Source organism: Deltaproteobacteria bacterium (assembly GCA_019309045.1).
Taxonomy (GTDB): Bacteria; Desulfobacterota; Syntrophobacteria; order BM002; family BM002; genus JAFDGZ01.
Map to the genome: position 1 here is coordinate 1 of JAFDGZ010000045.1, position 25,350 is coordinate 25,350.

Consider the following 25,350-nt stretch of genomic DNA (forward strand, 5'->3'; position numbering starts at 1 on the left):
CTTCTCCAATCCGGGCAGAGACTATTGTCTCTGGCACGGTGATCACTTCCGATGGCATGGTGGTGGCAAGCGGAGTTGTAGCACTTGAACAGGGAGAATTGCACAACAACAATTTCAAGGTCGGCGGCATAATTGGACGAGACGGACGTTTCAAGATTCCTCTTCCAACTGGCGGCCCCTGGGGCTTGCATGTGTACAGCCAGGGCTACCTCTACTTTCCTCTGCAGATTACCGTAGAAGAAAACCAGGAAAACGTTATTCCGGTGGTGCTCCCCCTGGACGGCAATGCTGCGGACGACCCCCAGCTCTCCAATATACACTTTGAGGACATGGCGGGTAAATACTTTCGCCTGCGCCTGACAGTCAAAGACGACAATCACAATCTCGGCCCTCAGGTGTTGGCCATAGACGCACGACATCACAGGAGCTATCGTCTCTTGCCGACCGCTGGAGATCTTGCGGACAAGAAGGCGGCCTTCCCTGAAGGCGAATATCTTTCTCCTGAGATAGAGGGGAAACTCGAAACTGTTGACAAGAGCAACTGGTTCTTCGTGGCCGCCGACCACCAGTGCAGCAATGGCGTCATTTATAATGGCCTAAATCAGTCCATATACCGCCCGCCTGCGACGAACCCGGAGCCACTCCGTTGCGAAATCCCAGGCATCTGGAAGTCCAACTTCGACAAGACCTATCACTTTCGCACTGTTGGACCAGACCGCTTTACTGGTGAGCAATTGGAGGGCACTTTGACCATCAAGGATGTCTTGAAAAAAAATGGCAGGGTGCTGATCACTTTTGTCTACCACAGAGAAGAAGGCACAGCCGATCTGGCCTTGCAGTGCACAGAGAGAGGCGTGCAACTCAAGGGCCCATTTCGATTTCCTGCTTCCGGGAGAAAAGGCATGTGGCTATTCACCAAGCTCAACAACGACAAAACTCCACCGTCCGGCGCTGCAATTTTTCAGCAAAACTGTGCGGTGTGCCACTTCGCAGACACTGAGGAGCGCAAGGTGGGTCCCGGCCTGCTCGGTCTGTTTCAGCGGAAGGTGCTGAGCAATGGCAAGCCCGTGAGTGAGACTGCCATAGTGAGGCAAATCAGGGAAGGGGGAGGGGGAATGCCTCCCTTTTCCCAGCTGAAGGAGGAAGATATACAGTCTCTCGCTGAATACTTGAAAACCCTCTGAGAGAGGGATCTCCTGTTCCAGCACTGGGGGGAAATTACACTATTGCTGTTCAACGCTTGTTCAATGCCCTGACAGTATAATCATAGATTTCCTTCGCCTCTTTTTCAGAAAGTTTGCTGGCAGAGAAAGGGGGCATGAGAGTGGTGGAGCCATCCCTTGCCCTGGGCTGGCGAAGGTAGCGAAGAAATTTTTTGAAGTCTGCCAGTTGCGGTGCATTGTGCAGAGGAAGATTAGCTTTGAAAATGTTTCCACCTTTTGGATGACATGAAGCGCAATGGGTGGTGAACTGGGCCGCATCCACCCCGTTGTCTGGAGCTTCATCCGCGATGACTCCTTTGCTCGTACCAAATACCAGTTCTCCACCGTAGTATCCCAGGGCAGCTACCGTGAGCAGACAGAGAAAGTAAATCAGCAGAATTCCAGTGGAGACTCTGTCTCGTTTCGGCCTTCGGGATACTGCCAGCAAGAGAAGTATAAGGAGAAATGCCGCTAACCCCAGCTTCATTTTTATGGGAAATATCCAGGCGCCGGCATAGTAGTGCTGCCAGTCCAGGTAGCCCAGGAGCACTGTGGGGAAAACACCGAGCAGCGCCAGTATGGCACAGTAGCGGGAGGTGATGGCAAGATTCGAGCGCCGCAAGGCCCATGCTCCCAGACCAAAGAGAAAGGCCCCCATGACCATACCCACAGGCACATGAGTCAGGGGCGGATGGATTGGATGAGTGTAGCCAATTCTCGCCAGACTCTGGTAGAGAAACTCCATCATGTCGGCCTCCCTTGCTCTGGTGACGCTCAGAAATCGCCAACTGAAGGACTGGGACTGGGACTGTGTAACCTTATGCCGAGCGCATTGCTGTGGTCAAGTATAAAAAAATCCAAGAAAATCTGCTTAACAGAATGGCACCTTTACGTTTCATCCTAGGCATCCTCACCGCATTGACTGTCCTCTGTGCAGCCTCTACACCACAAAACAGTCTTTGCGGGCAGAGTAACAACTTGCCAACGGACTTTCTGCAGATCAGGCAGTTTCGCCTGTTGCGAGCGCCGCAGCAGATTGTTCACTGGTCTTACCGATACCTGAACAGATCTTTTCCCCTGCCCCGTTACCGTACTCCGCAAGGGAAACCTCTTCCAGGATGGCACTCTGTGAAAGTAAGGACTCGCAGATTTTTCACAAACCAGAGCGCCAGGGTATACTACAGAGTGCGGGACCTCCAGCACACCTCTCCCTCTCCAGCCAGCCCTTCTGACGGCTCCACTTTAAGGATCTGGCCGGTTGGCACTATCCTCGTGCTGGAGACATTCAAAGGAGATGGGGCCCTTTCCCTCGAGCAGGCCCCTCTTGCAATTGACTGCAGCCGCAAATTTCAGCCAGCTGACCGCCTCTTTCCTCAACAGACACTCTTTGCCGGTGAGTGGTGCTATCAGCGCTTCAATGCTCAGGGAAAGAGGGTGCCTATGCCGGGTGGGGCAGCCGCCTGCCACCAATGCCACCAGACGGCATTTTCTCTGACCGGCGATCTTGTTTTCACTGCATTTCCCACAAAGTAGTTGCTGGAGGCGCTCACCTGTCATCCCAGGCCGAGCTGAGCAGGGGCCGATAAGATTTTCTCTCCACCCTTTTCAGGTACCCCAGGAGCTCCCTTTCCAGCTCAGCTGCCACCTGAGGTTCTTCCTGGAGCAGATTCTTTTTCTCCTGCGGGTCAGCAACAATATTGAAGAGCTGCAGCACATCGAACTCCGGAAAGTACACCAGTTTCCACTGCCAATTATGATAGAAAAAATAGCGCCGCTTGAATGAAGCCCGGCCCACCACATCACGGTTCAGGTATCGCTGCCGCTCCTGTCCCAAAAGCAAAGGAACAAGAGAGATGCCCATGTGTGGGTCCTCAAAAGGCGGAGACAGAGAGTAGCCAGCCAGTTCCACAATGGTGGGAACCATGTCGGCAGCAACCACAGGAACATCTTCTACTCTTGCTCGCATCGTGTGAGTCAACAGGATTAGGGGAATTCGCAGTTCTTCTTCGTACAGGGTATGGCCGTGAAGGCTGGCTCCATGTTCCCAGAACTGTTCTCCGTGGTCCGAGGTAAGCAGGATGACCGTGCGTTCATAGATCCCTTTATTTTCGAGCCAATGGATGAAGCGGGCAAAGGAGCGGTCAACATATGACACATTATTGTCGTAAAGATCCCTGGGGCTGTTGCCGAAATCGAGGCCATCCTCTTTTTTCCACAGGTCGTTGTGCACGTCCATTAAATGGAGGAAACAGAGGAACCTCTCCTCTGCTGCCAGAGAATCTATAGCCTCTTCAGCCCAATGAAATACTTCGTCTGCAGGAACAGATCGCCAATTTTCTCCTGAACGGTTACCCCCCAGTTCAATGACGGGATAGTTGGGCGGGAATATGAACCTTGGTCCGAAGTCTCTTACCACCATTGCTCTGTTGATATTCTCAGCCCTGGCCAGCTTGAAGTATACATTTTCCTTGTAAAGATGCGGTCCATAGAGAGCAAAGCGACTCCTGCCGGCCACCATGAAGGGAAATGCTGCAAAGGTGCCGCCTCCCTGGCTGTAGGCGCGCCGAAAAGAAATGGCTTCACTCTCAGCCCAGTTATCCAGAAAAGGAGTAAGATTGCGTGGATAGCCGGCAGAGTGAAAAGCATCGCCACGCAAACCATCCACCACTATCACCACAAGATTGAAATTCCTGGGGAGTAAAGATGGCGCCACTTTTTTCAAGGTCCAGGGATGCGGCCAGGGGTCGGGGGCTTGCAGTTGCGCGGGATCTTGTCCTAATCTGATCCAATGTCCGACATCCACAGCAGCTGCCAGATTTCTGGCATAAATAGCATCCACTCTGGCCAACTCCCTGAACTGCAAAATAGCGCCTTTGGTCTCGGGGTATTTTTCCAGGACCGCAAAAGGAAAGAAAGTCGCCACACACAACGCCGCCAACGGTACCAGCGCATTTCTGCCACTGAACGCCTTTTTTCGGGATGCATATGCCGACTTGTAGATCAAAGAGAGGGTTCCAGCTGCTGTTATAGCAGCAACTTTCAAGAGGGTGCCTTTCAGTACCGAAAAAACAGTAAACCATGGGTTGAACAGATTACCGTAGAGGAGAAGCCCCATCAACATAAGACTACCCGCCAGAGAGAGCATCAGGATAGTCCACCAGACAATCCGGCGATGGTCTGAAAAAATTGGCATCCGTACAAAAGGCAAAAAAAACACTACCCCTTGGGAAAGGGTCACCAGTTCTATCAGGCCTGGCTGCGCTGATGGTGGTATCTGCTGGATCAGTCTGCCAAAGGCAGCATAACTGAGGGCACTGTAGCCAGCAACCGCCACAAGAAAGAGCGGCACAATACTGCTTACCAGTCCGAGCCTGGTCAACTGCCAATTGATTGCACTGACGAGCGCCCAGAAGAACAAGCCAACATAGAGGCAGGAGATGGCAACAAAAGGCAGAAGTGACACGAGAGAGCGGCTAACTGGCTCAGCCGTGGTCCTTTTCCACAGTCCAGCAAAGACAGAAACTACAACCAGAATCGCCACGCCAAGCCAGCAACTGCTCACACCTGAAAGCAGAGGGGGCAAAATATACCACAGGGCAGTCTCCATAACTGTAACCAGGCGAATCTGGTCCTGGAGTCTTTGCCACGATGGGTCCAGATAACCAACAATGGCAGCAATCAAGAACAGGAAAACAAAAAAAGGCAAAAAACCTTTTCTCAGCCCGGCGAAAATGCCCGAGGCCCCATTTGGCCCGGCAAGGTCTTCTGCAACTAGAGCCAGAAGAACCTGAAGCATTAGAGATAGCTGGAGAAGCAGGTGCCCCCATGCCACGAGCGCATTCAGGCTGCGGCAAAGAGCCAACAGCAGAACAAACAGGCTGAACAGTGCGCCAGCTGTCAGCGTTTTCTGCGCGAGAAACAGAATACTCGAGCTGGATCTTGCCCGGCAAAACTGGAAGAGCTGCTCCAGGGCAACATAAGAAAACCCCAACCAGAGGAGCTCTGGCAAGTGCATGTGCAGCCAGGAGAAGAACGGACTCTCACCGGAAGAAATCTGGCTGCCCAGCTCACTGTGGCTGGCGGAGTAAAGAGCGACGAGCACGACCAGCAGCAGTGCTCCTGCGAAAGTCGGCCAAGGTCCGAAAAAAAAGTCTCGGAGGCCAGATTGAAACTTAACTGGAGATCTGTCAGCCGGAGGAGTACTCATACTAATGGCAACTCATTCAAGAAGGAATATGGAATAGCTAGGCCTTCGCGGAGAGTAACACGGGCGGAATGACATCTATTTACGAGCTTCTACATAATGCAAGCCGCCTTTCACCAGCATACTACCAGTCTGAAATCCTGTCTGCTCCAGCTGCTCTGTCACTTGCACCAGGCCTATACGCAGTTTGCAATAACTGCTGGCTTTGAACTCCCAACCTCTCTCCTTTTTGACAAACAGCATATCGTGGACGTTCACGAACTCTCTGTCGTATTCTAGAAAGGTGGCCATCAACTTGTCGTCATCGAGTCGAAGCGGTACTATACGAGCCAATCCCACCAGTTTTTTGGTAAGATCACGAAACGAAAGGACAAATCTGCCACCATCTTCCATGACCTTGTGCACATTTTTGAACAGATTTTCTATCTCTTGCCACGACTGCAGATGAGTCAAGGTATCTCCCATACACACTGCCACTTCAAAACGACCCCGGCGGCGATAGATTTCCTGGTTCAGAATATCTCCGGCAATCGTCTCAATGGAGAGATCCCTGCTGCGGGTCCTCACTTCGGCTAGCAAGCGTTCATTTTGATCAACGGCTACCACTTTGAAGCCAAGCTCCGCCAGGGCAATCGATTGAAATCCCGAACCACACCCTAGATCAATCGCCTTGCCTCCTGAGTGAGGATGGAGAGCCAACTCTTCAAAAAATATCCTATTTTCCCTGACCCTGGCATCATAGTCGCCACACATCCACGTATAATGATCCGCAAGAAAGGTCTCATAATGTTGCTGCACAGATGTCATTTTTCATCCCTTTCCTATTGACGAGCAGCAAAGAATGAAAGTTTTCCGGATATATGTTTTAATAAAAGTCTCAGTCTTCTTTGACAAGCAGTCGACAGTTTCCGAGAATCACTGTGACCACCTCCAACTCAGAGTTATTAGGATAGTACTGTAGTCGTTCTTGGATTTAAAGTAGAGAAAAATCCATGAAGCCTTGTTACTTCGAGCGGCGCCTATGGAAGATGTCCTGATCGTTGTGGCCAAGCAACCCGTGCCCGGGTTCACCAAGACTCGCCTCTGCCCACCTCTCACGCCAGTCGAGGCAGCCGAACTGTATCGTTGTATGATGCAGGATACCCTGGCCCTCGCGGCCACTATTCATACAGCTGATCATAGCCTGGCTTACACTCCTGCTGAAGCCTTCTCCTACTTTCGCAAACTTGTATCTGCCGATTTCAATCTGCTGCCGCAAACAGGGAAAAATCTGGGAGAACGGCTGGCCAATGTCTTATCCCATCATTTCGATCTGGGATACCAGCGGGTTGTCATTATGAACAGCGATGGTCCCACACTTCCACGAGATCGTATCGTGGAAGCTTTTTCCTGCCTGGACCATGCACACATTACCCTGGGAATTGGACACGACGGCGGCTATTATCTCATTGGCATGAAAAGATTTCATCACACTCTGTTCCAGGATATCTCATGGAGCACCAGCCTGGTGATACCGCAAACACTGGCAGTGTGCGCAGGACTCGGCCTGAAGGTTCACAAATTGCCCGAGTGGTATGACGTGGACGTGGAAGCAGACCTGAAAAGACTGCAGAGAGAACTGCAGCAACAGCCGTCCCTGGCGCCCCACACTGCCGCCTTTCTTCAACGTCTTCCCTCAAAGCAGGGAACCTCATGAGCCACGACTGGAGAGTATTGCCACTACGGCTATCATGGCCTCTCACGCCGAGATCCAGCCTCAGCCTGGCGTCTTCGAGAGGCAAGCATCAGTGCCAGCAGGGTCATGCTGTCTCTGATCTCTCCATGCAAGGCCATCTGCAATGCCTCTTCGAACGGAAAAATCCGCCTCTGCAAAAATTCGGTCTCATCCGGCCTGGCCTCTGCAGGCACCAGATCTTCGCCGACATAAAGATGGGCTGTTTCGTCACAGATACATTTTGATGTATAGTAGCTGCAGATGTGGGTCAACCTCCGTGCCCGAAATCCAGCTTCTTCTGCCAGTTCCCGCTGTGCCGCCTGCTCCCAGTCTTCCCCGTCGTTCACACCGCCTGTCGGCATCTCCCAGCGATGGCCCTCTTTCTGCACATATCGATACTGCCGCACTAGAAGAACATTGTCTTTGTCCACAAAAGGAAGCACGCCTACACAATCTCCAAAGACAACCACACCATAAATTGTCCGACCGCCATCAGGCAATGCTACCACGTCTTCGTGCAACCGCATCCAAGGATTTTCATAAATCAGCCTGCGAGAAAGGGTCTTCCAGGCTTTTGGTTCCATAGTAGTCTCCAATGACAATTGCAAGTCTAGAATTGAACGGCAAATACCTCAGCTTCTTGTTAGCCAATGTGCAAGCAAAGATCAACTACAAGGCAACGTTACCTGCCATTTTGATGCATTACAGGCTGAATAACAAGACACCACAATCTGACCACCGTGCAGACAATTGCCCAGTAGCCAACCAGCAGGTGTCAGCAACAAGTGAACTCTGCCACAGACTGGCAAATATTTTCTTGCCTAGTGCTGTTTCCCACTGTTATTCTCCTCTAGCTTGCTTTTTGCCTGATCTGATACCGCGAGACTTGGACCACAGGGAAATGACCGGCGCTTGCAGCCTGCCATCACGGACTCGCCAGCAAGTGGGTGCACAGTTCTTGCAGTGAAAGGCATTGTCAACGGACTGTGCATCACATGGCAGGCGTTTAGGCTGGCAGACTATAGCGTACTTTCTGGAGGAAACAATGAGAGTTTATGAATTCATGACCACAAAAGTTCAATACATAGGATCAGAGCGTAGTGTATACGAGGCCATAGAGCGCATGGTGGACAGAAGAATTCGTTCACTTGTGGTGCAGTTCGACGAGAAGAATTTTGACTATGGTGTGGTAACAGCCAGAGACATCGTAGGCAAGGTGCTTGCCCAGGAGAGAAACCCGAAAACAGTAAAGATTGGTCAAATTGCCTCCAAGCCGCTCGTATGCATTCACAAAGACATGGTGCTGGACGATGCTGCTACGCTCATGGAAAAATCGAGAGTTGCCCGGGTTTTTGTCTGTGATGATCGTAAAATCATTGGAGTTGTTTCCATGATGGACATTATGGCCGCAGCACTGATCATGAGGGCAAGAGGAAATGACGTTTCTTAGAGAATTCCTGTCTCACAACAAGAAAGAAAAAGTGGTGGTGCAGAGCATTCGAGAACACATCTGTCTCCTTTGCTCCGCCATCGAAGCCTTCCGAGAAGCTTTAGAGAAAAATAACAAACATCTCATGAGAAGTATTGCCGATCTGGAACGCGAGGGAGATTCCATCAGGAGAGAAATAATTTCCAAAATCTACGAGGGCGCCTTCCTGCCGTATCTTAGGCCGGACCTGTGCAGATTTGTTGAGATTATCGATGACGTCTTCGATGTGTTGAAGGACACTTCACTCAATTGTCTTGATGCCACGATCCCTGAATCAATACGGGATGAATGCGTCAGAGTAGCTTTTCTCAACACTGAAATGTGCAAGATGCTCCTGCTTACTTTCGACGCCATGCTCAGAGGAGAAAATCTCAGGGAAAAGGCGCTGGCTATTCGAATTTACGAGAAAAAGATAGACGACATCAAGTTCGAGCTCTTTCGAACCGCTCGTAAAGTAGACATAGGAAACTTCTGGGAAGGGCAAGTGCTGTCGCACTTTCTCTCTGGGCTCACCGAGGTGAGCGATATCATTGAAGATGCCACCGATCACTTGCAGATCATCAGCGTGAGCATGCGCTAACCTCAGGCTCGTATTCCCTTTTCACTCGAATCAGGTGTGCTGGACGGTGTAGGCATGTGGAAGGTCTTGAGTGGTGCTTTCTTGGGATGGAGCCTGGGCGCCAACGACTCTGCCAACGTATTCGGCACTGGAGTTCTCACCGGCCTCATCAAGTATCGGACTGCCATTCTTTTGACCGCTTTTTTCGTTCTGTGCGGAGCCCTCATTGAAGGTCAAAAGGGTATGGAGACCGTGGAAGAGCTGTCCCTGCTGTTACCTCTGGATGCCTTTTACTGCGCCCTCGCTGCAGCTCTCACCATCTCTTTTCTCACCTATCTATCCTTGCCCGCCTCAACCTCACAGGCAATTATTGGGGCTGTGACTGCTGCCGGGCTTCTCTCGGGCACTGCTGATTTCTTGATGCTCTACAAGATCGTCCTTTGCTGGGTCCTCACACCTGTAGGGGGCATTATTTTCAGCTTCGTAATCTACAAAGCTCTGAGTTATGGGATCGACCGCACCATAACGAGCATCACGGGAAGAAATTACTTTTATGCACTGGGGATCGTTGTCGCCGGCTGCTACGGCGCCTATTCTTTAGGGGGCAACAATGTGGCTAATGTCACCGCCGTCTACGTCGGCGCCGGCGTTCTCTCCACCAAGCAGGCTCTCTGGATTGGCGGTGCCAGCATCGCTGCGGGTGTCCTCACTTACAGCAAAAAGGTCATGGTCACCATTGGTAAGAGCATCGCTCCTCTCGATCCCTTCTCGGCTCTTGTTACTGTGCTTGCCGAAGCCTTTACCCTTCACCTCTTTACTCAGGTGGGAGTCCCGGTGAGTTCCTCTCAGGCGATTGTTGGGGCGGTGGTCGGTGTGGGGCTTGTGAGAGATTCTAGAACCCTGAGCACTTCCATGCTCATCAAGATCGCCTTAGGATGGCTATTCACCCCGCTGATTGCCTGCCTGCTGACCATTCTCTTCCTCCACTTCATCGGCTAGCAAGTTTTGCTGCAAGCCTAAGCCCTTGTAAGTCCCCGGAGGGCTTATACGGCAGTTGCTCAGGTACAGTGCCATCAACAGCCAGCACTATCCCGGCAGGCAACGAAAGCGGTTGCCCTGCACATATCCTGGCCATCTCCACAGGCTCGCCCAAGTAGTCCTCCAGATATCCAGACCAGGTTGCCTTTAGGAGGCTATCATACTATTTTACCTCGATACCAAGATCTAGGATTGTCATCGAGGGAGAATTGTTTGTAGTGAATGTGGTTAGCCGCAAAGTCAAAAAATGGTTTTTTTGCCTGGCCTTAATCGGTCTCCTCATGTTGACACTACTTTATGTCTTTCGCGGGGTCCTGATCGAACCCCATCTAAAAGCATTGCTTGAACGAACCATTGCTGCAAACCTTGGACTGCAGGTTTCTATCGGCGATCTGTCAGGCAGTTATTTATCAAATGTGGAACTCCGCAATGTAGCCACAGTTGCGCAAACTGGCAAAGGTCCAGTCTCGTCTCTCGAATGGCAGCGTTTGAAGCTCAGCTACCATCTTGTAGACCTGGTGCAGGGGTTCTCTTGCTTTCTGGCCACTGCCAGCATCGAGTTGGAAGGTGCTTCAGTGGCAATTGATCTGCAGAAGCATGCTAACCGCGGCAAGAGTGAGCTGTCATCGAGCAAGTTGTTCCTGCCTGCAGCATTGCCCACAGTGCGAATCCACAATAGTTTTCTCCGCATTGCAGGGAAGGATTTCAGCACGAGTTTTGCGGGAATTTCCCTGACCACCGGTCAGCAGGCCCCCGATACCACTCTCATCAAACTTCGCATAGCACAATGGTCCTGGAAACAGCCAAATCTGCGTCCAGGTTCAACTGAGCTGCGTGCGGAAATGCGCTACTCGCGTGGCCAATTTACCATCAACTATTTTGATCTGGGAGGACAACAGGTCGTGGAATCAGCGACGGTTGATCTGACAGGTCTTCCTGCGCTACTGCCCTTCCAGGCGCGTTTGCATCTGGCCAGAGGCCAGCTACAAACATCTGGCCGTTTGGCCGGAGACATGGTCCATATTCGACTGCAGGGTGACGGCATCGTCTTATCACAGATCTCCGCTCTCCTTGCTGCTCCCATCCCTCCTTTTGGGGGACGTCTGGCGCTCGCAGGGCAACTCACCCTGCCTCTGGACAATCTAGCCAGGGTGCATGGCCGCATGTCTATTCTGCTGAAGGCAGGCAAGATTAAACAACTTCCCATTGACCAGCTGGCATTTCATCTGGAGGCTGAAAAGGGCATGTTGCTTCTCAAAGACTTGATCCTGGCAACCGGAGCCAACCAATTGGCGATATCCTCCGCTTCCCTGCCAACTGCAGCGGTTTTCAGAGGCAATTTGTTTACAATGTTGCAATATCTCGAGGCTCACTGGTCCATGCAGTGCAGCGACATCCCTCCTCTGCTTACACTGGCCGGGGTAAGCCTGCAAGCAGCCGTCCAACCAGTCCCTGCTCATAGTTTGCGTTTACATGGAGCAATCGATAATGGTTTGCTTGTGATCCCTGAAGGAAGTTTTGCAATCGACAACGACAGACTTCTGCTGCAATCGCTGCAGCTGAGACTGCCAACCAGCAAGCAACGCTTTCCAGATGCAATGATTGCTGTTGACCTTCGCCTTGCTGTCACGAACCTCGGAATTCTAAACCAAATATTCACTTTGCCTTCACTGGGAGGATCTGTCCACGGCCAGCTGCAAATCAAAGGAACCCTGGCCGCCCCCCAGGGCAAGGCCGAAATCACTGCCGAGGCGCTCACCTATGGCAATATGAGCTATGGCGACTTGAAGTTACAGGTCCGGGCCAATTCTCAGGGGCTGCACATTGACTCCGCCATATTGCAGCGAGAAGAAGATCTGGCAGAGGCACATGGTACCGTCAACCTGGCTGAGAAAAGGCTCGATGGCTTGCGCCTTCGATTGATCATAGAAGACTTGCATCCATACACGCGTCAGTTTGCGCTGCTGTGGCCGCGCCAAGCCGACAAGATTCGCGAGATACACGGCAGTCTCAGGGGGGCTGTTGCCCTTTCCGGTCCATACGCTCATCCTGAAGGCACCTTGAATTTGACACTCCGGGACCTGCAGGTGGCAAAAACTCTCTTGGGCGATCTGGACCTGGACCTGCGATTGGCTGCTGACAAGGTGACTCTAGCGTCGACAATAGCTAGAAATGGCGAGGATAGCCTGGCTGCGAGCGGCTCTCTAATCCTTGATTCCCGCCAACTGGAGGACGTCAATCTCACCTTTGACCTTGCCAATGTTGGCGCCTACCTCGAGCCCTGGTTCCAGGAAAATTCGCTGGTTTCCGGCGCTTTGAGCGGCAAGCTGCAGGCAAACGGTCCTCTACTGGAACCAGAGGGTCGTCTAGATATTCACCTGGAGAATCTGCAGATAAGCGACAATCATCATATAGACAGCGGTGTCCTTCGACTGCGAAGCTCTGGTCGCACCCTCCGCATTGAAGAGGCCGCCTTCAGCTCCTCTGCTGCCCAGCTGGCATTGGCTGGCAGTATTCAGCGCAACTCCTCAGACACGCAATTCACCTGTAAGCTGGAGCACGCTTCTCTGAGCAATGAGGAAACTTTGCTGGAACTTACAGAGCCAACACAGTTTCGCTTGTACAGCAATGGTGCGGTCTTTTTTGAGAAGGTGGCCCTCGCCGGTGCCATGGGCCAATTGACTGTTTTCGGCAACTTCGACCCCGACAGCCAGTCCGATTTGACAATCAACGGAGTCAATTTGCAAAGCAGCGGCTGGTTGGCAGAGTGGCTGACCCAGCAAATCAGTTTCCGTGGTCTCGACATCGATTTCCATCTGTCAGGCACAAACAGATCGCTACTGGTCTCTGCCAAAGGCAAAGCCGACTATGTCAATGCCCGAAACATGGACTCGCCACTTTCCGGCAGGTTCAATATCACCTACCAGGACAGAACCTTGAAGATCATAGAATTTGCCTGGAGCAGTGAGAAAGCACAACAGATCTCTGTCGAGGGCGATATACCTTTAGACCCCTTCGGCCCGAGCCTGTTCAGCAGCGGTCCGCTGAAGCTGAGAGCACAGTTGCAAATCAACGATGTCAGAACGTTGAATTTCCTCCTTCCCGAATACCCCCTAAACAGTGGAAAAATCCAGTGCGCTCTGAATCTGGCCGGCACCTGGCGTGACCTCGAGGGAAAGCTCGACCTGCAGGCAGACAATCTGAGCAGACCGCAAAATATCCCCATGTTGCCTCCCGGACCTTACGACCTCCTTGCCAGAGCCAGCCTCGAAGGCCAACGGTTGGTTCTCGAAGCGGTGCAGTTCAAATCGCCTGACCTGAAGGCAGAGGTTTCTGGAGAATGGTCAGATGTTCCTTCTGTGATCGACATGCTCTCAGCTGAGAATCGACAACTCGAGGGGCGGTTGGAGATAAATGGCTCCCTGGAAGCGGCAAATCTCAACTGGCTTGCCAGAGAAAGCAAAGGGCTGCGCAGAACGGCTGGCACCTTGCTAGTGCAAGGATCGCTGCGAGGCCCGGTCGAGGCTCCCGAGGTGGCAGCACTCGTCAAATTGACCAACGGCGAACTATCCTTCGATTTCGACATGCCTTCTTTGCAGTCCCTGAATGTGGAGGCTGAGATCACCCCGGAACAGGTGCGACTGCAGTCGTTCAGTGGTGAACTGGGAGGCTCTGCTTTCACGCTGAAGGGAAATTTCAATCTAACAAGCAGTTCGAAAGCTGAAACCAGTCTGACCCTTGCAGGCAAAGACCTCTTGTTGTTCCGCAATGAGAGCTTGCGGCTGCGCGCCGATACAAAGCTGAACCTGAAGGGTCCCCTGGAGAGGCTGCAGCTCCTGGGCGAGGTTGCTGTTACGGACGGCCGTTTTTCCAGGAATTTTGGAGTGATTGGAGGAATATCAGCTCCGGGAAAACTATCTACCACCGGAGGAATGCAGTTGTTTTCTATAAAAGATCCTCCCTTCAACAACATGGTGTTCAAAGTCAGGCTCACTGCCCGAAAACCCTTCAAGATTCGCAATAATCTCGCCAGAGGTGCGGTCAGACCTGATCTGGTCCTTTCAGGAACAGGTGAACTCCCATTGCTCTCGGGCAAAATCTACCTGGAGCCCACTCGCCTCTACCTGCCGGCTGGCAGGCTGACCCTCGAATCCGGGCTCATCACATTCGAACCGAGTGACCCGGATCGCCCGAAACTCGATCTCCTGGGTAAAGCGAGCATGCTGGGCTACGACATCACTGCAGTAATCGAAGGGCCCTATGATGAACCTGTGGTCACTCTCTCCTCGGTCCCTCCTTTGCCGGATGAAGATCTGCTCATGCTGCTGCTTGCCGGCCAAGCCCCGAAGACATCAGCCGGCCGACAGGGCAGAGGTGGTCAACATATGAAGGTGGCCGTATTCCTTGGCAGGGACTTGATATCGCAGTTGTTCGGCGGCGATTCGGAAGAAGCAGAGGAGTTCATTCTTGACCGCTTCGATGTGGAAATCGGTCGTCAGGTGAGCCAGCGGGGCGAGGAAACCATTCAAGCTCAATTTCGAATCGCCGACAATGTACTGGGCAAAAGGGACAGCGTGTATCTGACTGGAGAAAGAGACGCCTTTGATTACTTCAACACAGGGGTGAAGATTGTTTTTCGATTCCGTTGAACGAAGAGCGGCAGGCCCCCCCCGAATTTATCATGTTTCTTGCCGGTGGCTGCTGATGATGGTTTCACTTTCTCTTGTCCTGCACCTGAGCGGCAAAGCAGCGGCAAAAAACGGTACTTCCGCAGGCAGCTCCAATAACTATGAAATAGTGTTCAGCGGCAACAAAGTCTTGAGCGACAGTGAACTCCAACGGGCAGCGGCCGCCGAACTCCAGGCATTCGCCACCCGGGGCCACAGACGTTCAGACATTGATGACGCCGCCTTTCAAATGGAAATTGCCTATCGACAGGCAGGATATGCCTTTGCCAGGGTCGACTATGAACTGCACCAGGAGAAAAACACAACTAGAGCGACCTTTATCATTTCAGAGGGTCCCCGAGTCATCATTGCAAATATCGCCTTCGTCGGCAACAAAGCCGTCGATCAGCAAACACTTTTGCAATTTTTTGAAGGAAGCAGAGCCGGGCTTCTAGGCAAGAAGGAGCACCTTTTTGTTCGCTCAGAAGTGGAGAACGCAGTGGCCAGCATTCGCCAGTTCTACCATTCGCAAGGCTATCTCGAGGCAAAGGTTGCAGATCCCGAGTATGAATTCAGCGAGGATCAAAGCAAGGTGGATATCACCATCGCCATCCAGGAAGGAGTGCAGTACAAGATCCACCGTATAAAATTTCTGGGTGATGTGCTTGCCGGAGCCAAAAATGACCTGGCTAAACTGCAGCAGGATATGATCGGCCAGCCATATTTCAACAGACAAAAATTGTTGCTGCAAACCAGGATTCTGGAGATCTACGGCAACCTTGGCTATCCAGATGCGGTGATCACTATTGACAGGAAGCCATCAACAACAGCTGGTCGGGTTGCCCTAGATGTCATCATAAAAAGCGGACCGCTGGTGACCATAGTCAAAATTGAAATTCACGGCAATGTCCGAACCCGGGCAAGCTTCATTCGCAAGCGGCTCATGTTCAAAGCCGGCTCCCTCTACAATCTGAACAAGAGAAAAGAAAGCTTCCGCAATCTTTATAGAACCGGGATATTCTCCAGAGTCGATTTAAAACTACAAGAAACCAACGAGCCTGATAAACGGGTGCTGCTAGTGACTGTAGAAGAAGTCCACTCGAAAGAGCTCTATTTCGAGCCAGGCTGGGGCTCCTACGAAAGATTGCGGCTGCGCCTGGGATTTAGGGAGAAAAATCTATTTGGTAGCGGACGGACTTTCGGCTCAGAAGCAACTGGGTCCCAGAAAGCCCAGACCCTGGTGACAAACATCTCAGACCCTTTCTTCTTGAATACCAATATCCTGGCCACATTGAGTGCCTTTTACAACCACCGTATCGAACCATCTTTTACCAGGGAAGATATCGGCTCCTCCTTCACCCTGACCAGGAATCTGACCAGCAACTTGACCACTACCATGGGATATGTAATCCGCAAGACAGACGTTTCAAATACAGACAACAAGGACAAGGATGAAGACGAAGACAACAACTACGATTTTGCCAGCCTCAAGATCCAGGCCACCTACGACACCAGAAACGACCTGTTCTTTCCTACCACGGGCCATCGGTTATTTGCCTCCCTGGAGCAGGCTGAGAAGAATCTGGGAAGTGATATCAATTTCAGCAGGCTCACTGCTGGCAGTCGGCTGTTCTTCCGCTTGACCGAAGTCACTGTCCTGGGCCTTCGCTACACCTCGGGTCTACTCATCCCAGGTCGAGATCAGGTCACGGTGCCAGTTGCCGAGCGTTTTTTCAACGGTGGTGAAAACACGGTGCGCAGCTTCAAAGAAGCCAAACTTGGCCCCCATGACTCTTCAGGAGATCCAGCAGGCGGCTATGGCTTCAATGTATTCAACATTGAATTGCGCCAGCGAATCAAAGGCAATCTCGTTGGCTCACTCTTCTTCGACTACGGCAATGTCTCGCCCAACCGCACTCGCCGGGAGCAGGGAAAGCCACCCTACAAGCATCGCTCCGACGTTATCTCTGATACGCTTGACGACTTCTTTGCTGGATTCCGCGCCGCAGTTGGTTTTGGCTTGCAGTATCTGCTGCCGGTGGGACCGGCGCGCCTCGACTTCGCCTTCAATCCGGACCGAGACCGAAAGCGCAACGAGGATTCATACGTCATTCATTTCAGTGTGGGAATGGCCTTTTGATGCAAAATGCATATGCACTATACTGCCGAACATCTCTTGAGGACTGGGCCATTCCCTCAAGAGATATCTAAGGGCAGTTAAGTTAAAAGACAGTAAGCAAATTCTGTTTCATCTCATCTACGAGAGCTCTATTCTTTCTTCCATGTCCCAGAGAATTGCCAGCATGAGGGTCAGGTACTCGCGCAGGTGACGAGTGATGAGGAAATTGTCCCTGACAAACTGTCTGGCCTTGTGTCCCATTTCCACCAATTTTTCCCTGTGAGTGAGCAAATATCTAATACGCAGGGCTGCGCCCTCAGGAGTATTGACAAGAAAGCCAGTGTGGTGGTTGATCACCTGCAAACGGATGCCCCCTACGTCTCCACCAATTACAGGTTTTCCTTTCCACATTGCTTCTGTGACCGTAAGGCCGAAACCCTCCCTGGTCGATTTCTGTACTACAATATCCGCAATTCTTTGCAAGGCGTTGATTGTGCGATAGGAGTCAGGAGGCAGGAGCAATACGTGGATGTCAGGGTCACCCTCTGCTGCTGCCTGTACCTCTGCCAGGACTTGCTCCCCTTCAGGATCATCAGTGGCGCCGCCTCCAGCCAGAACCAACTGCAGCGGCACAAATGTGTTCGCCAGTCTGTAAGCCTGGATGACCCCTAGTGGGTCTTTAAAGCGATCGAAGCGGGAAACCTGTACCACCAGAGGGCGGTCTGGATCCAGACCGAATCTGCTTCGCACCTCATAAAGTTCTCTGTCGCTCAGTTCTATGTTTTTTTTGCTCAATGGGTCGATACTGGGCGGAATGAGATAGAGTGGGTGGCGCAATGGTTGGGCGAATTCCGCCAGGGACCAGATACTGGCATCGTAAGGTTCCACAAAGCTGCGCAAGTACTTCCATACCGGGCGATAGGGATGACTCACATCTATGTGGCAGCGCCAGATCCATTTGCCTTTCCTCTGAGGACACAGCTGGAGAAATGGTGCTGGCTGAGGATCATGAATGAAGACGATATCCGCCTCCTCAAGATGTCCACGAAGCCTCTCGGCGTTATAACCATTCGTTTCTTCATAATGCTGTAAAAGTCCCGGAGAGATGTCATGCTTGTTTCCCTGCAGAGTGTTGTGCATGAACTTGGTGCACTGGTAAAAGTCTGCATCTCCAACGATCACTTCCCAACTCGGCAGCAAACCGAGCTCCTCTTTTAGCGGAATCATCCGGTTGAGAATCTCGGCGACTCCTCCACCCTGCCTGGTGGAGTTCACATGGACCACCTTTATCCCTTGCAGAGGTTCGGCAAGCTGGCGCAGGTGGTTAATCACATCTTCGCCAACCACAGCTGCGTACTGGTCGAGCAATTCGGTTGTCATCTGGCGAAATACTCCTCGAATATCTTGCCGAGCTGAGAGCGAAGTTCATTGAGGGGCTTGAAGTAGGGGTCCACGTTTCTGAGATGCTCGAGCAACGGGCCATAGCGATCTCCGAACCCCTTGAGCCACTCGCTGAAATCGTCACTTTTGTAAATAGTTCGACGGCGTGCGTCAATGAAATGATAAAATACACTGCTCACCGTCAGTTGCGGCACCAGCTCTCTGAGTTTTTCTGGTTCGCTGATCCGTATCCTGGTATCGAGCACCACAATTTGCGATCTAATAAAATGAAACTGCTGGTCGGCTTTCGCCCATGGGACCCACTGGTTCTCATCAAGCCGCTCTTCAATCAACTCTATCAACTCACGACGCAATCCTTCCAGGTCCTCAAAATCCATGGGGTCTATAAGAGCGAGTCTCTCAGCCAGGGCATTGTCGTGCAGACCGTGATACGCCCAGGCGGCAAAATCATTCTGATACTCGGGATCATCGAAACTAGGCCTCAGCAAACCTCCCCAGAAATGATAATAAATGCAGGCTCTCGCTGTTGTCTCGAGACGATCCCGCAGTTCTCTTAGATTCTGGGCGCGTTCGCCGGTGGCAATGGCAATGAGAGCACAGTCCTTTACTGCGAAAGGATCGATCATGAACTCTTTTCCTTTTTCCAAGGTTTTTGACAAGATACTAAATCACCCCCCCTTGGTCAAATCGCGAGTATGAGCATGTACATGAATGACTTGCACCACCTGTGCCAAGATAGTGAACTATGGGAAAGCAGAATTGCAATTTGACATTGTGGGGCCGTTCAAAGTAAATAATAGTAGTGATGAAGAATTTCCACTTGACAACAGGAGCAACCGCTGTTGAGAATTGGTCAAAGGGGCCACCACTTCAAGCCACGCTTCAAATCAATCTTGATCAATTTGCCACCCCTACCTCTCCAGCAGTAATGTCAGACAACCGGTCTTGGGACCGATTTCAGACTCTCTGTCTATCCATCTGTTATGAAATAAGAGCAGGACACCTGATAATGTCACCGGAAAATACTCCCCATTCTGTAAGGCTCAACTGAGTTCGCAGATTGCAGGAAATCGTCAGTACGATGCAAGTTCTCAACCCGGATGCGGATCTAAAACTTTTCCACCAGCGGAAGCAACAAGCTTCCGAAAACGCTCTTTTCCTCGACTATGACGGCACGCTTGCTCCTTTTCAGGTGGAGGCCGCCAAGGCCCAACCATACCCCGGTGTGCGCCCAATGCTCAACAGGATCATACAAATACCGAATACCCGATTGGTGGTGGTTTCAGGAAGGTGGACGAAAGATTTGCTTCCGCTCTTGCAACTCGAAGCTCAGCCAGAGATCTGGGGTTCCCACGGACTGGAACGTTTGCGTGGGGATGGATCCTACGAAATTGCGCCCCTCCCTGAAAATGTACTCGAAGGACTGGTAGCTGCTCACGACTGGATAGTAACCGTATCACTTGCAAAGCGCTGTGAGAAAAAGCCTGGATCCCTTGCCCTTCACTGGCGGGGTTTATCCGAAAAGGAAATTGCTGCCCTGCGAAAAAAAGTGGAACCAAAATGGTCAATGATTGCCGAGGCCTGGGGTCTTGCTTTGAAAGAATTTGATGGAGGTCTCGAACTGCGAGCTCCTGCTCGAAACAAGGGAGATGCTGTCAGAACTGTTCTTCAGGAAATGAGTCAAGATGTTGTTGCAGCCTACCTGGGAGATGATGTGACGGATGAGGATGCATTCGAAGCAGTGAAAGGGAAGGGGATCGCGGTACTAGTCCGTCCACAGCTTCGTCCCACTATGGCCGACCTGTGGCTCAAGCCACCTGAAGAGCTGCTGCAGTTTCTGGCTGATTGGCTGTAAAAAGAGAATATGGCAGGCAGACAATCTGCTTAAGCATTCATTACCCCGTCGCAGGGCAAAGTGCATGTCGCAAACAGCAGAAACAGTAGAGGTAGAACAACTATAAAGCCCGAGGACGTGATATGAGCAACTTGGTCATTGTTTCCAATAGAGGTCCTTTTAGCTTTTCCGAAGATTTCTTGGCAAAGGCTGAGGCCTGCCTGAAAGAGGGAAGACAGCCTGAGGAGCTGAGTTTCGGGGAAGGAGGCTTGGTGCAGGCAATGGCGGGGCTTCTCAAACCAGGCCGTTGGGAAACTACCTGGATCGGCGCCTCTATGGGGGACAGGGACATCGATGTTGCCAGGGGACACTATACGGGATTGTTTCACCACATGAAAAAAAACCGCTTTGCCCCTGACCAATTCCCGCACATAGAAATAGATCCTGAAACCCGTATGCACTTCCGCTATAAGGAGTATGATTTCTACATGAGATTTGTCTTTTTTGATACCAAACACATGCATAGCTACTACAGTAAATTTGCCAATGGTTTTCTTTGGCCGCTCATGCATCTCACCAGGTCACCCCTATTTTATAAGAAGACGCGAGTATTTCCTCGCCCATATTTCGAAAAAAATGACTTCGTCCAATATAGCAGCAGCAATGTCACCTTTGCCAACACGATCATTGATGAGATTCGCAAAAGTAGAGAAAAAAGAACACCGAAGAGAAGAATCGTAATATGGAATCAGGACTACCACCTCATGCAGATTGCCGAAGTCTACAAGGCACTGCTGGAAGAAGAGGGTATTCCTGAAGATGAAAGAGAAAAGATGCATGTGGGTCAGTTCATTCACACTCCTTTTTTCAATATCCATGAAATCCAGGGTCTCATCAGAGAAGACAAGCGCAACAGGATCAAGGCCCACATATATGATCCCTTTGGGGAGACTATAGAAACCGTACTGCAGAAGTTGATCTGGGGCATGCTTGCAAATGATTTCATTGGCTTTCACACCAAAGAGTATTGCGACAACTATTTGGAGGCGCTCCAAGAATGGTTTCCCGTGGAAATAAGAATCATGGAAAAATTCTACGAAGTAGCCCATCAAGATTCCGTCACCACCATTGGAGCTCTTCCGATTGGCCTCGATGTGGACAAGATCCTCTCTGAGGTAACCCCCGAGAAAGAGTTGACCTACAAAATCGGTGGCAACAATCTCGCCAACCAAATCACTGCCGACAAGAAAGCGGCAAGATACATCTTTGGCGGGCTCGACAGGTGTGATTATACCAAGGGACTTGTGGAAAGAGTGTCCATTTTTAGCCACGCCCTCATAAGATTGAGAAATTCCCTGAGAGATGCTCGCTTCTATCAAATCACCTCACCGAGCAGGTCCGAAAATCCGGACTATCAAAATCTGCACGCTATTCTGCGAGAGCAGGTGAAGAAGCTCAACAGAAAATTCAGCAATGATCCTATCGTTTACCTTTCAGATGGTATCACCGCACCACAGAACTACCGCCTCATGAGAGAAATAGATGTCATGCTCGTCACACCTCTCGAAGATGGCATGAACCTGGTCGCCTTTGAATACATCCTGTCGCAAAAATACAACCATCCTGACAGGCGTGGCATTCTCGTCTTGAGCGCGTGCGGGGCCTCACGAGTCCTAAAACAGAAAGGATTCGATCAGCGAGACGGCATCATCTATATCAACCCCATGAGGCCAAAAGAGGCGGGAGAAAAGATTATGGCAGCCCTGAAAAGTGGCAGCCATCTTTCGGAAAAAGTCATCAATTACGTGGAAAATGAAAGAAGGATCGAAGACTGGGCAGCCCAAAATATAGAAGCAATCTTGCACTCGAGAAGGATTCCCTGAAGCAACGCAAGTGGACACAATCCTTTGAAATCCAGGCACCGCGACCAGATGACAAGAGGCCTTACAAAATCACCTCACTGCCTTCTCTGGCAACGAATACCTCTGGGTAGTCCTTCTGAATCTCCGCCTCCATCTGCAGCAGGAAAGCATCAGGGTGATCTGGGTCGTGGTGAAAAAGAGCCAGGCGTTTCACACCCGCTCGCTCAGCCACATCCACAGCCTGCTGCCAGCTACTGTGTCCCCATCCTTTCCTTTCCTTCAACTCCTCGGGGGTGTACTGGGCATCGTGGATAAGTAGGTCAGCATTGCGTGCCAGGGCAACCACATTGGGGTCTATGCTGTCTCCGTGTTCCACATCCGTACAGTAGACCAGAGTTTTTCCCCCTTCCGTCAGCCTGTAGCCGTAAGCACCGCCTGGGTGATTGTGTTTGGCAGCCACTATCTCCACGCCGCGGGGATGCACATATTCTGTAAAGTCTGGCTGCCAGAAGTTTATTCTGGCCCCAATCTTGTCCAGGGGTACTGGAAAATAATCTCTTTGCATCTGGGTGGCGAAGATGTTCTCCAGTCTCTTGGTGCTCCTGTCCTTGCCACAGATGGCCAGGGTAATGTTCCGCCGGGGATCATTGGCCAGCTTGAAAAAAGGAAAACCCTGAATGTGATCCCAGTGGGTGTGTGATAGACCGATGACAAATTCGTTGTATTGCTCATGAGCTGCGGCCAACAGATCGTTTCCCAACTTGCGAATTCCCGTGCCCGCATCCAATACAGCAACTCTGCCCGTGCTGAACGTCACCAGGATGCAGGGAGTATTTCCTCCGAACTCCACATAGTCAGGGTGGGGTACCGGAATAGATCCTCTAGTGCCATAAAAAGTAACCTTCATTTTCCGCCCCCACATTTTGCAAGCACCAAGGCCACGGTTCAGACATGGAGAACCAAATTCAGTGCTTCGGGCAAGAACTCCACTGCCACCTGGAGCCAAATCTTTACTGCGTCTGCAAAAGTACAAGTAAAAATCGAGATGCCAAACAGTAGTACACCCAGGAGATCACTGTCAAGGAGGGGCATGTAGCCTGAATGAAACCTGAAGCAGTTAAATCATCAATTCGAGCATCCTAGCGCGCATTGGTCCACTCGCAGATACGGCTAAAGTATTTTCTCATACAGGCAAATATCTAGGCCGTTGGAAAGCTGGCGCTGGTGAGTCATTTGAGCTTTCCCACTGCTTGTTCCACACGAGCCAGGATCGTCTCGCTCTTGATGAGATGCACAACTGTTTCGATGTCAGTAGACAGAATCCGATCTCTTTCCAGATGTGCCACCTTGGAGCGTATGCTCTGGTAGGCTGCCAGAGTACCCTCGCCTGGCTTCATATTGGTAAACAGGTCCAGGGCCTGGGCAGCACAGAGAAGTTCAATGGCAATGACTCGCTCAGTGTTTCTGACGATATCTTTGCATTTGCTCGCCGCAATTGGGGCCATGGACACGTGATCCTCTTTGTTGGCCGAAGTAGGAATGGAATCCACACTGGCAGGGTGGCAAAACACCTTGTTCTCCGATACCAGGGAGGCCGCGGTGTACTGGGCTATCATGAAGCCGGAATTGATGCCGCCATTTTGCACGAGAAATGCCGGCAGGCCGCTCAATTGAGGATTCACCAGCCGTTCGATGCGCCGTTCCGAAATACAGGCCAACTCGGCCACAGCCATACAGAGAAAATCAAAGGCAAGCGCCAGAGGTTGACCATGAAAATTGCCGCCCAGTAGGAACTCTCCGGAATCCGGAAAAATGAGAGGATTGTTAGTGGACGAATTCATTTCCGTTTCCACAACTGTCCTGACATAGGCCATTGCATCCTTACTGGCTCCATGCACCTGGGGAGAACATCGCAAAGTGTAGGCATCCTGGACGCGGGAACAGTCTCTATGAGAGGAGATGATTTCACTATTCCTGGTAATATTTCGCATATTCTCGGCAGCAGCTGCCTGTCCGGGATGTGGCCTGGCATTGTGAATCCTGGGGTCGAATTCTGTTCTGCTGCCCATGAGCACTTCCAGACTCATGGCTGCCGCGATATCAGCCATCTTTGCCAACCTCAGGGCATCCACAAGGGCAAGCCCGCCTATGGCATTTGTCACCTGAGTGCCGTTTACAAGGGCAAGACCCTCGGCAGCTTCCAGTCGAAGGGGTGCCAGGCCGCATCTTTTCAGAGCCTCTGCTCCAGTGATTCTCTCACCCTGGTGCCATGCCTCTCCCAGACCTATCAGTACCAGACCAAGGTGCGCCAGGGGAGCCAGGTCCCCGCTTGCACCCACAGAACCCTGCCCAGGAATGACGGGGCACACCCCCAGGTTGAGGAGATCGATGAGCCGCTGCACCGTATGCAGACGGATTCCCGAAAGACCAAGGGCCAGGTCCTTGATACGCAGTGCCATAACGGCCCTGACCGTCTCCTCATCCAGCAGCTCTCCCACCCCAGCCGCATGACTCTTGAGAATGTTTTCCTGGAGGGTTCTGGTGTCTTTCCTTGAGATGACTCTGTCACTCAAAGCCCCGAAGCCGGTGGTAACCCCATAGATGATGCGCCCTTCATGAACCCATCTTTCAACCAGCTCTCGGGCCTTGATAATTCTCTCCTGCGCCTCGCCGTGCAAAGACACTCTGGCACCCAGCCTGGCAATGGCCACCAGCTCATCCAGGGTTATGGGGTCTAAGCCGATTGTGATCTGCCGCATTTACGCCTCACTTATGTCCAGGATCAACCGCCTCAATAGAGGCTGGTATTTCGGGTTAAGGTACGCCAATCCTTCCCGTCTTCCTCACAACCTACCACTTTCCATGGGTTTAGGAAATAATTCTCACTGGATTATCATTTGCCACAAACTAGGATCTTCCCCATCTTATACAACCTGCAAATGTGCTATTGCACCCTATCCGTCACGTTCATCTTCTCGTCACCCCAAAGAACAGCTACTGCGAATCCATTTCCCTGTAAATCAAGAAGAAAATACTTACAAGCGAGATCTGGATAGAGCGGCTTACTTTCTGCAACTTCGATGACCTTCAATTATGCCCTGCCAGAGTGAGTTCTTTTTTGATTTTTTGGTAGTGTAATATTTTTTGTGTGAATTTGAGCAGGGTAGAAAAATAGGCGCTTTTCCTTTAAAAGGGTAATGACCAAAAAACCTCAAAGAAAGGAGAAGCGCCAATGAAGATGGAAATTAGCGTAGCAGAAGT

At 51.4% G+C, this 25,350-nt stretch carries 19 protein-coding genes; 11 read left to right on the top strand and 8 right to left on the bottom strand.

Going from position 1 to position 25,350, the window contains the following annotated elements:
- A partial coding sequence (locus JRI89_10880) for a c-type cytochrome (GenBank protein MBW2071744.1) occupies window positions 1-1,184 on the top strand: 1,184 nt, incomplete at its 5' end.
- A gap of 49 nt (window positions 1,185-1,233) precedes the next feature.
- On the opposite strand, the gene JRI89_10885 is transcribed toward JRI89_10880, so the two are convergent.
- Window positions 1,234-1,950 carry a c-type cytochrome gene (locus JRI89_10885; protein ID MBW2071745.1) on the bottom strand — a complete coding sequence of 239 codons (717 nt, stop codon included), beginning with the start codon at window positions 1,948-1,950 and terminating at the stop codon, window positions 1,234-1,236.
- 380 nt (window positions 1,951-2,330) lie between these two features.
- Here JRI89_10885 and JRI89_10890 point away from each other — a divergent pair, with 380 nt between their 5' ends.
- Window positions 2,331-2,735, top strand: a complete 405-nt coding sequence (locus tag JRI89_10890) for a cytochrome P460 family protein (protein ID MBW2071746.1) — start codon at window positions 2,331-2,333, stop codon at window positions 2,733-2,735.
- A gap of 13 nt (window positions 2,736-2,748) precedes the next feature.
- On the opposite strand, the gene JRI89_10895 is transcribed toward JRI89_10890, so the two are convergent.
- Complete coding sequence (locus JRI89_10895; GenBank protein MBW2071747.1) at window positions 2,749-4,998, bottom strand: sulfatase-like hydrolase/transferase; 2,250 nt, start codon at window positions 4,996-4,998, stop codon at window positions 2,749-2,751.
- Between the two features lie 21 nt (window positions 4,999-5,019).
- On the opposite strand from JRI89_10895, the gene JRI89_10900 reads away from it, so the two are divergent.
- On the top strand, window positions 5,020-5,481 hold the full coding sequence (locus tag JRI89_10900) for a hypothetical protein (GenBank protein MBW2071748.1): 462 nt from the start codon (window positions 5,020-5,022) through the stop codon (window positions 5,479-5,481).
- A gap of 3 nt (window positions 5,482-5,484) precedes the next feature.
- Here the strand turns inward: JRI89_10900 and JRI89_10905 are convergent, their stop codons facing one another.
- A complete protein-coding gene (locus tag JRI89_10905; GenBank protein ID MBW2071749.1) occupies window positions 5,485-6,213 on the bottom strand; it encodes a class I SAM-dependent methyltransferase in 729 nt (242 codons plus the stop codon).
- A gap of 214 nt (window positions 6,214-6,427) precedes the next feature.
- On the opposite strand from JRI89_10905, the gene JRI89_10910 reads away from it, so the two are divergent.
- Entirely contained in the window at window positions 6,428-7,102 is a 675-nt protein-coding gene (locus JRI89_10910) for a TIGR04282 family arsenosugar biosynthesis glycosyltransferase (GenBank protein ID MBW2071750.1), read from the top strand.
- A 32-nt stretch (window positions 7,103-7,134) separates the two neighbouring features.
- Here JRI89_10910 and JRI89_10915 read toward each other — a convergent pair whose 3' ends face one another.
- Window positions 7,135-7,704 carry an NUDIX hydrolase gene (locus JRI89_10915; GenBank protein ID MBW2071751.1) on the bottom strand — a complete coding sequence of 190 codons (570 nt, stop codon included), beginning with the start codon at window positions 7,702-7,704 and terminating at the stop codon, window positions 7,135-7,137.
- Window positions 7,705-8,165: 461 nt separating this feature from the next.
- Here JRI89_10915 and JRI89_10920 point away from each other — a divergent pair, with 461 nt between their 5' ends.
- From JRI89_10920 to bamA, 5 genes are all read left to right on the top strand, one after another.
- Entirely contained in the window at window positions 8,166-8,570 is a 405-nt protein-coding gene (locus JRI89_10920) for a CBS domain-containing protein (GenBank protein ID MBW2071752.1), read from the top strand.
- Window positions 8,557-9,189, top strand: a complete 633-nt coding sequence (locus JRI89_10925; protein ID MBW2071753.1) for a TIGR00153 family protein — start codon at window positions 8,557-8,559, stop codon at window positions 9,187-9,189. The genes JRI89_10920 and JRI89_10925 overlap by 14 nt, the downstream gene beginning before the upstream one ends.
- Before the next feature lie 54 nt (window positions 9,190-9,243).
- A complete protein-coding gene (locus tag JRI89_10930) occupies window positions 9,244-10,167 on the top strand; it encodes an anion permease (protein MBW2071754.1) in 924 nt (307 codons plus the stop codon).
- Between the two features lie 320 nt (window positions 10,168-10,487).
- Entirely contained in the window at window positions 10,488-14,855 is a 4,368-nt protein-coding gene (locus JRI89_10935; protein MBW2071755.1) for a translocation/assembly module TamB domain-containing protein, read from the top strand.
- 55 nt (window positions 14,856-14,910) lie between these two features.
- The gene (bamA, locus tag JRI89_10940) at window positions 14,911-17,013 is read left to right on the top strand and encodes an outer membrane protein assembly factor BamA (protein ID MBW2071756.1); all 2,103 of its coding nucleotides are present in this window, start codon (window positions 14,911-14,913) and stop codon (window positions 17,011-17,013) included.
- Window positions 17,014-17,130: 117 nt separating this feature from the next.
- Here bamA and JRI89_10945 read toward each other — a convergent pair whose 3' ends face one another.
- Both JRI89_10945 and JRI89_10950 read right to left on the bottom strand, forming a co-directional pair.
- Window positions 17,131-18,372: a glycosyltransferase gene (locus JRI89_10945; GenBank protein ID MBW2071757.1), complete on the bottom strand. Its 1,242-nt coding sequence runs from the start codon at window positions 18,370-18,372 to the stop codon at window positions 17,131-17,133.
- A complete protein-coding gene (locus JRI89_10950; protein MBW2071758.1) occupies window positions 18,369-19,019 on the bottom strand; it encodes a hypothetical protein in 651 nt (216 codons plus the stop codon). Before JRI89_10950 ends, JRI89_10945 begins: the two co-directional genes overlap by 4 nt.
- A gap of 455 nt (window positions 19,020-19,474) precedes the next feature.
- On the opposite strand from JRI89_10950, the gene otsB reads away from it, so the two are divergent.
- Complete coding sequence (gene otsB / locus JRI89_10955; protein MBW2071759.1) at window positions 19,475-20,248, top strand: trehalose-phosphatase; 774 nt, start codon at window positions 19,475-19,477, stop codon at window positions 20,246-20,248.
- Window positions 20,249-20,370: 122 nt separating this feature from the next.
- Complete coding sequence (locus tag JRI89_10960) at window positions 20,371-22,110, top strand: trehalose-6-phosphate synthase (GenBank protein MBW2071760.1); 1,740 nt, start codon at window positions 20,371-20,373, stop codon at window positions 22,108-22,110.
- Window positions 22,111-22,171: 61 nt separating this feature from the next.
- On the opposite strand, the gene JRI89_10965 is transcribed toward JRI89_10960, so the two are convergent.
- Together JRI89_10965 and hutH are read right to left on the bottom strand one after the other, a co-directional pair.
- The gene (locus JRI89_10965; protein MBW2071761.1) at window positions 22,172-22,996 is read right to left on the bottom strand and encodes an MBL fold metallo-hydrolase; all 825 of its coding nucleotides are present in this window, start codon (window positions 22,994-22,996) and stop codon (window positions 22,172-22,174) included.
- 322 nt (window positions 22,997-23,318) lie between these two features.
- A complete protein-coding gene (gene hutH / locus JRI89_10970) occupies window positions 23,319-24,848 on the bottom strand; it encodes a histidine ammonia-lyase (GenBank protein MBW2071762.1) in 1,530 nt (509 codons plus the stop codon).
- Between the last annotated feature and the right edge of the window lie 502 nt (window positions 24,849-25,350).

Excerpts from the sequence above, each read along its gene's own strand:
- JRI89_10885 (MBW2071745.1), bottom strand. The coding sequence starts at position 1,950 with ATGATGGAGTTTCTCTACCAGAGTCTGGCGAGAATTGGCTACACTCAT.
- JRI89_10895 (MBW2071747.1), bottom strand. The coding sequence starts at position 4,998 with ATGCTTCAGGTTCTTCTGGCTCTAGTTGCAGAAGACCTTGCCGGGCCA.
- JRI89_10905 (MBW2071749.1), bottom strand. The coding sequence starts at position 6,213 with ATGACATCTGTGCAGCAACATTATGAGACCTTTCTTGCGGATCATTAT.
- JRI89_10910 (MBW2071750.1), top strand. The coding sequence starts at position 6,428 with ATGGAAGATGTCCTGATCGTTGTGGCCAAGCAACCCGTGCCCGGGTTC.
- JRI89_10915 (MBW2071751.1), bottom strand. The coding sequence starts at position 7,704 with ATGGAACCAAAAGCCTGGAAGACCCTTTCTCGCAGGCTGATTTATGAA.
- JRI89_10920 (MBW2071752.1), top strand. The coding sequence starts at position 8,166 with ATGAGAGTTTATGAATTCATGACCACAAAAGTTCAATACATAGGATCA.
- JRI89_10925 (MBW2071753.1), top strand. The coding sequence starts at position 8,557 with ATGACGTTTCTTAGAGAATTCCTGTCTCACAACAAGAAAGAAAAAGTG.
- JRI89_10930 (MBW2071754.1), top strand. The coding sequence starts at position 9,244 with ATGTGGAAGGTCTTGAGTGGTGCTTTCTTGGGATGGAGCCTGGGCGCC.
- JRI89_10935 (MBW2071755.1), top strand. The coding sequence starts at position 10,488 with ATGTTGACACTACTTTATGTCTTTCGCGGGGTCCTGATCGAACCCCAT.
- bamA (MBW2071756.1), top strand. The coding sequence starts at position 14,911 with ATGATGGTTTCACTTTCTCTTGTCCTGCACCTGAGCGGCAAAGCAGCG.
- JRI89_10945 (MBW2071757.1), bottom strand. The coding sequence starts at position 18,372 with ATGACAACCGAATTGCTCGACCAGTACGCAGCTGTGGTTGGCGAAGAT.
- JRI89_10950 (MBW2071758.1), bottom strand. The coding sequence starts at position 19,019 with ATGATCGATCCTTTCGCAGTAAAGGACTGTGCTCTCATTGCCATTGCC.
- otsB (MBW2071759.1), top strand. The coding sequence starts at position 19,475 with ATGCAAGTTCTCAACCCGGATGCGGATCTAAAACTTTTCCACCAGCGG.
- JRI89_10960 (MBW2071760.1), top strand. The coding sequence starts at position 20,371 with ATGAGCAACTTGGTCATTGTTTCCAATAGAGGTCCTTTTAGCTTTTCC.
- JRI89_10965 (MBW2071761.1), bottom strand. The coding sequence starts at position 22,996 with ATGAAGGTTACTTTTTATGGCACTAGAGGATCTATTCCGGTACCCCAC.
- hutH (MBW2071762.1), bottom strand. The coding sequence starts at position 24,848 with ATGCGGCAGATCACAATCGGCTTAGACCCCATAACCCTGGATGAGCTG.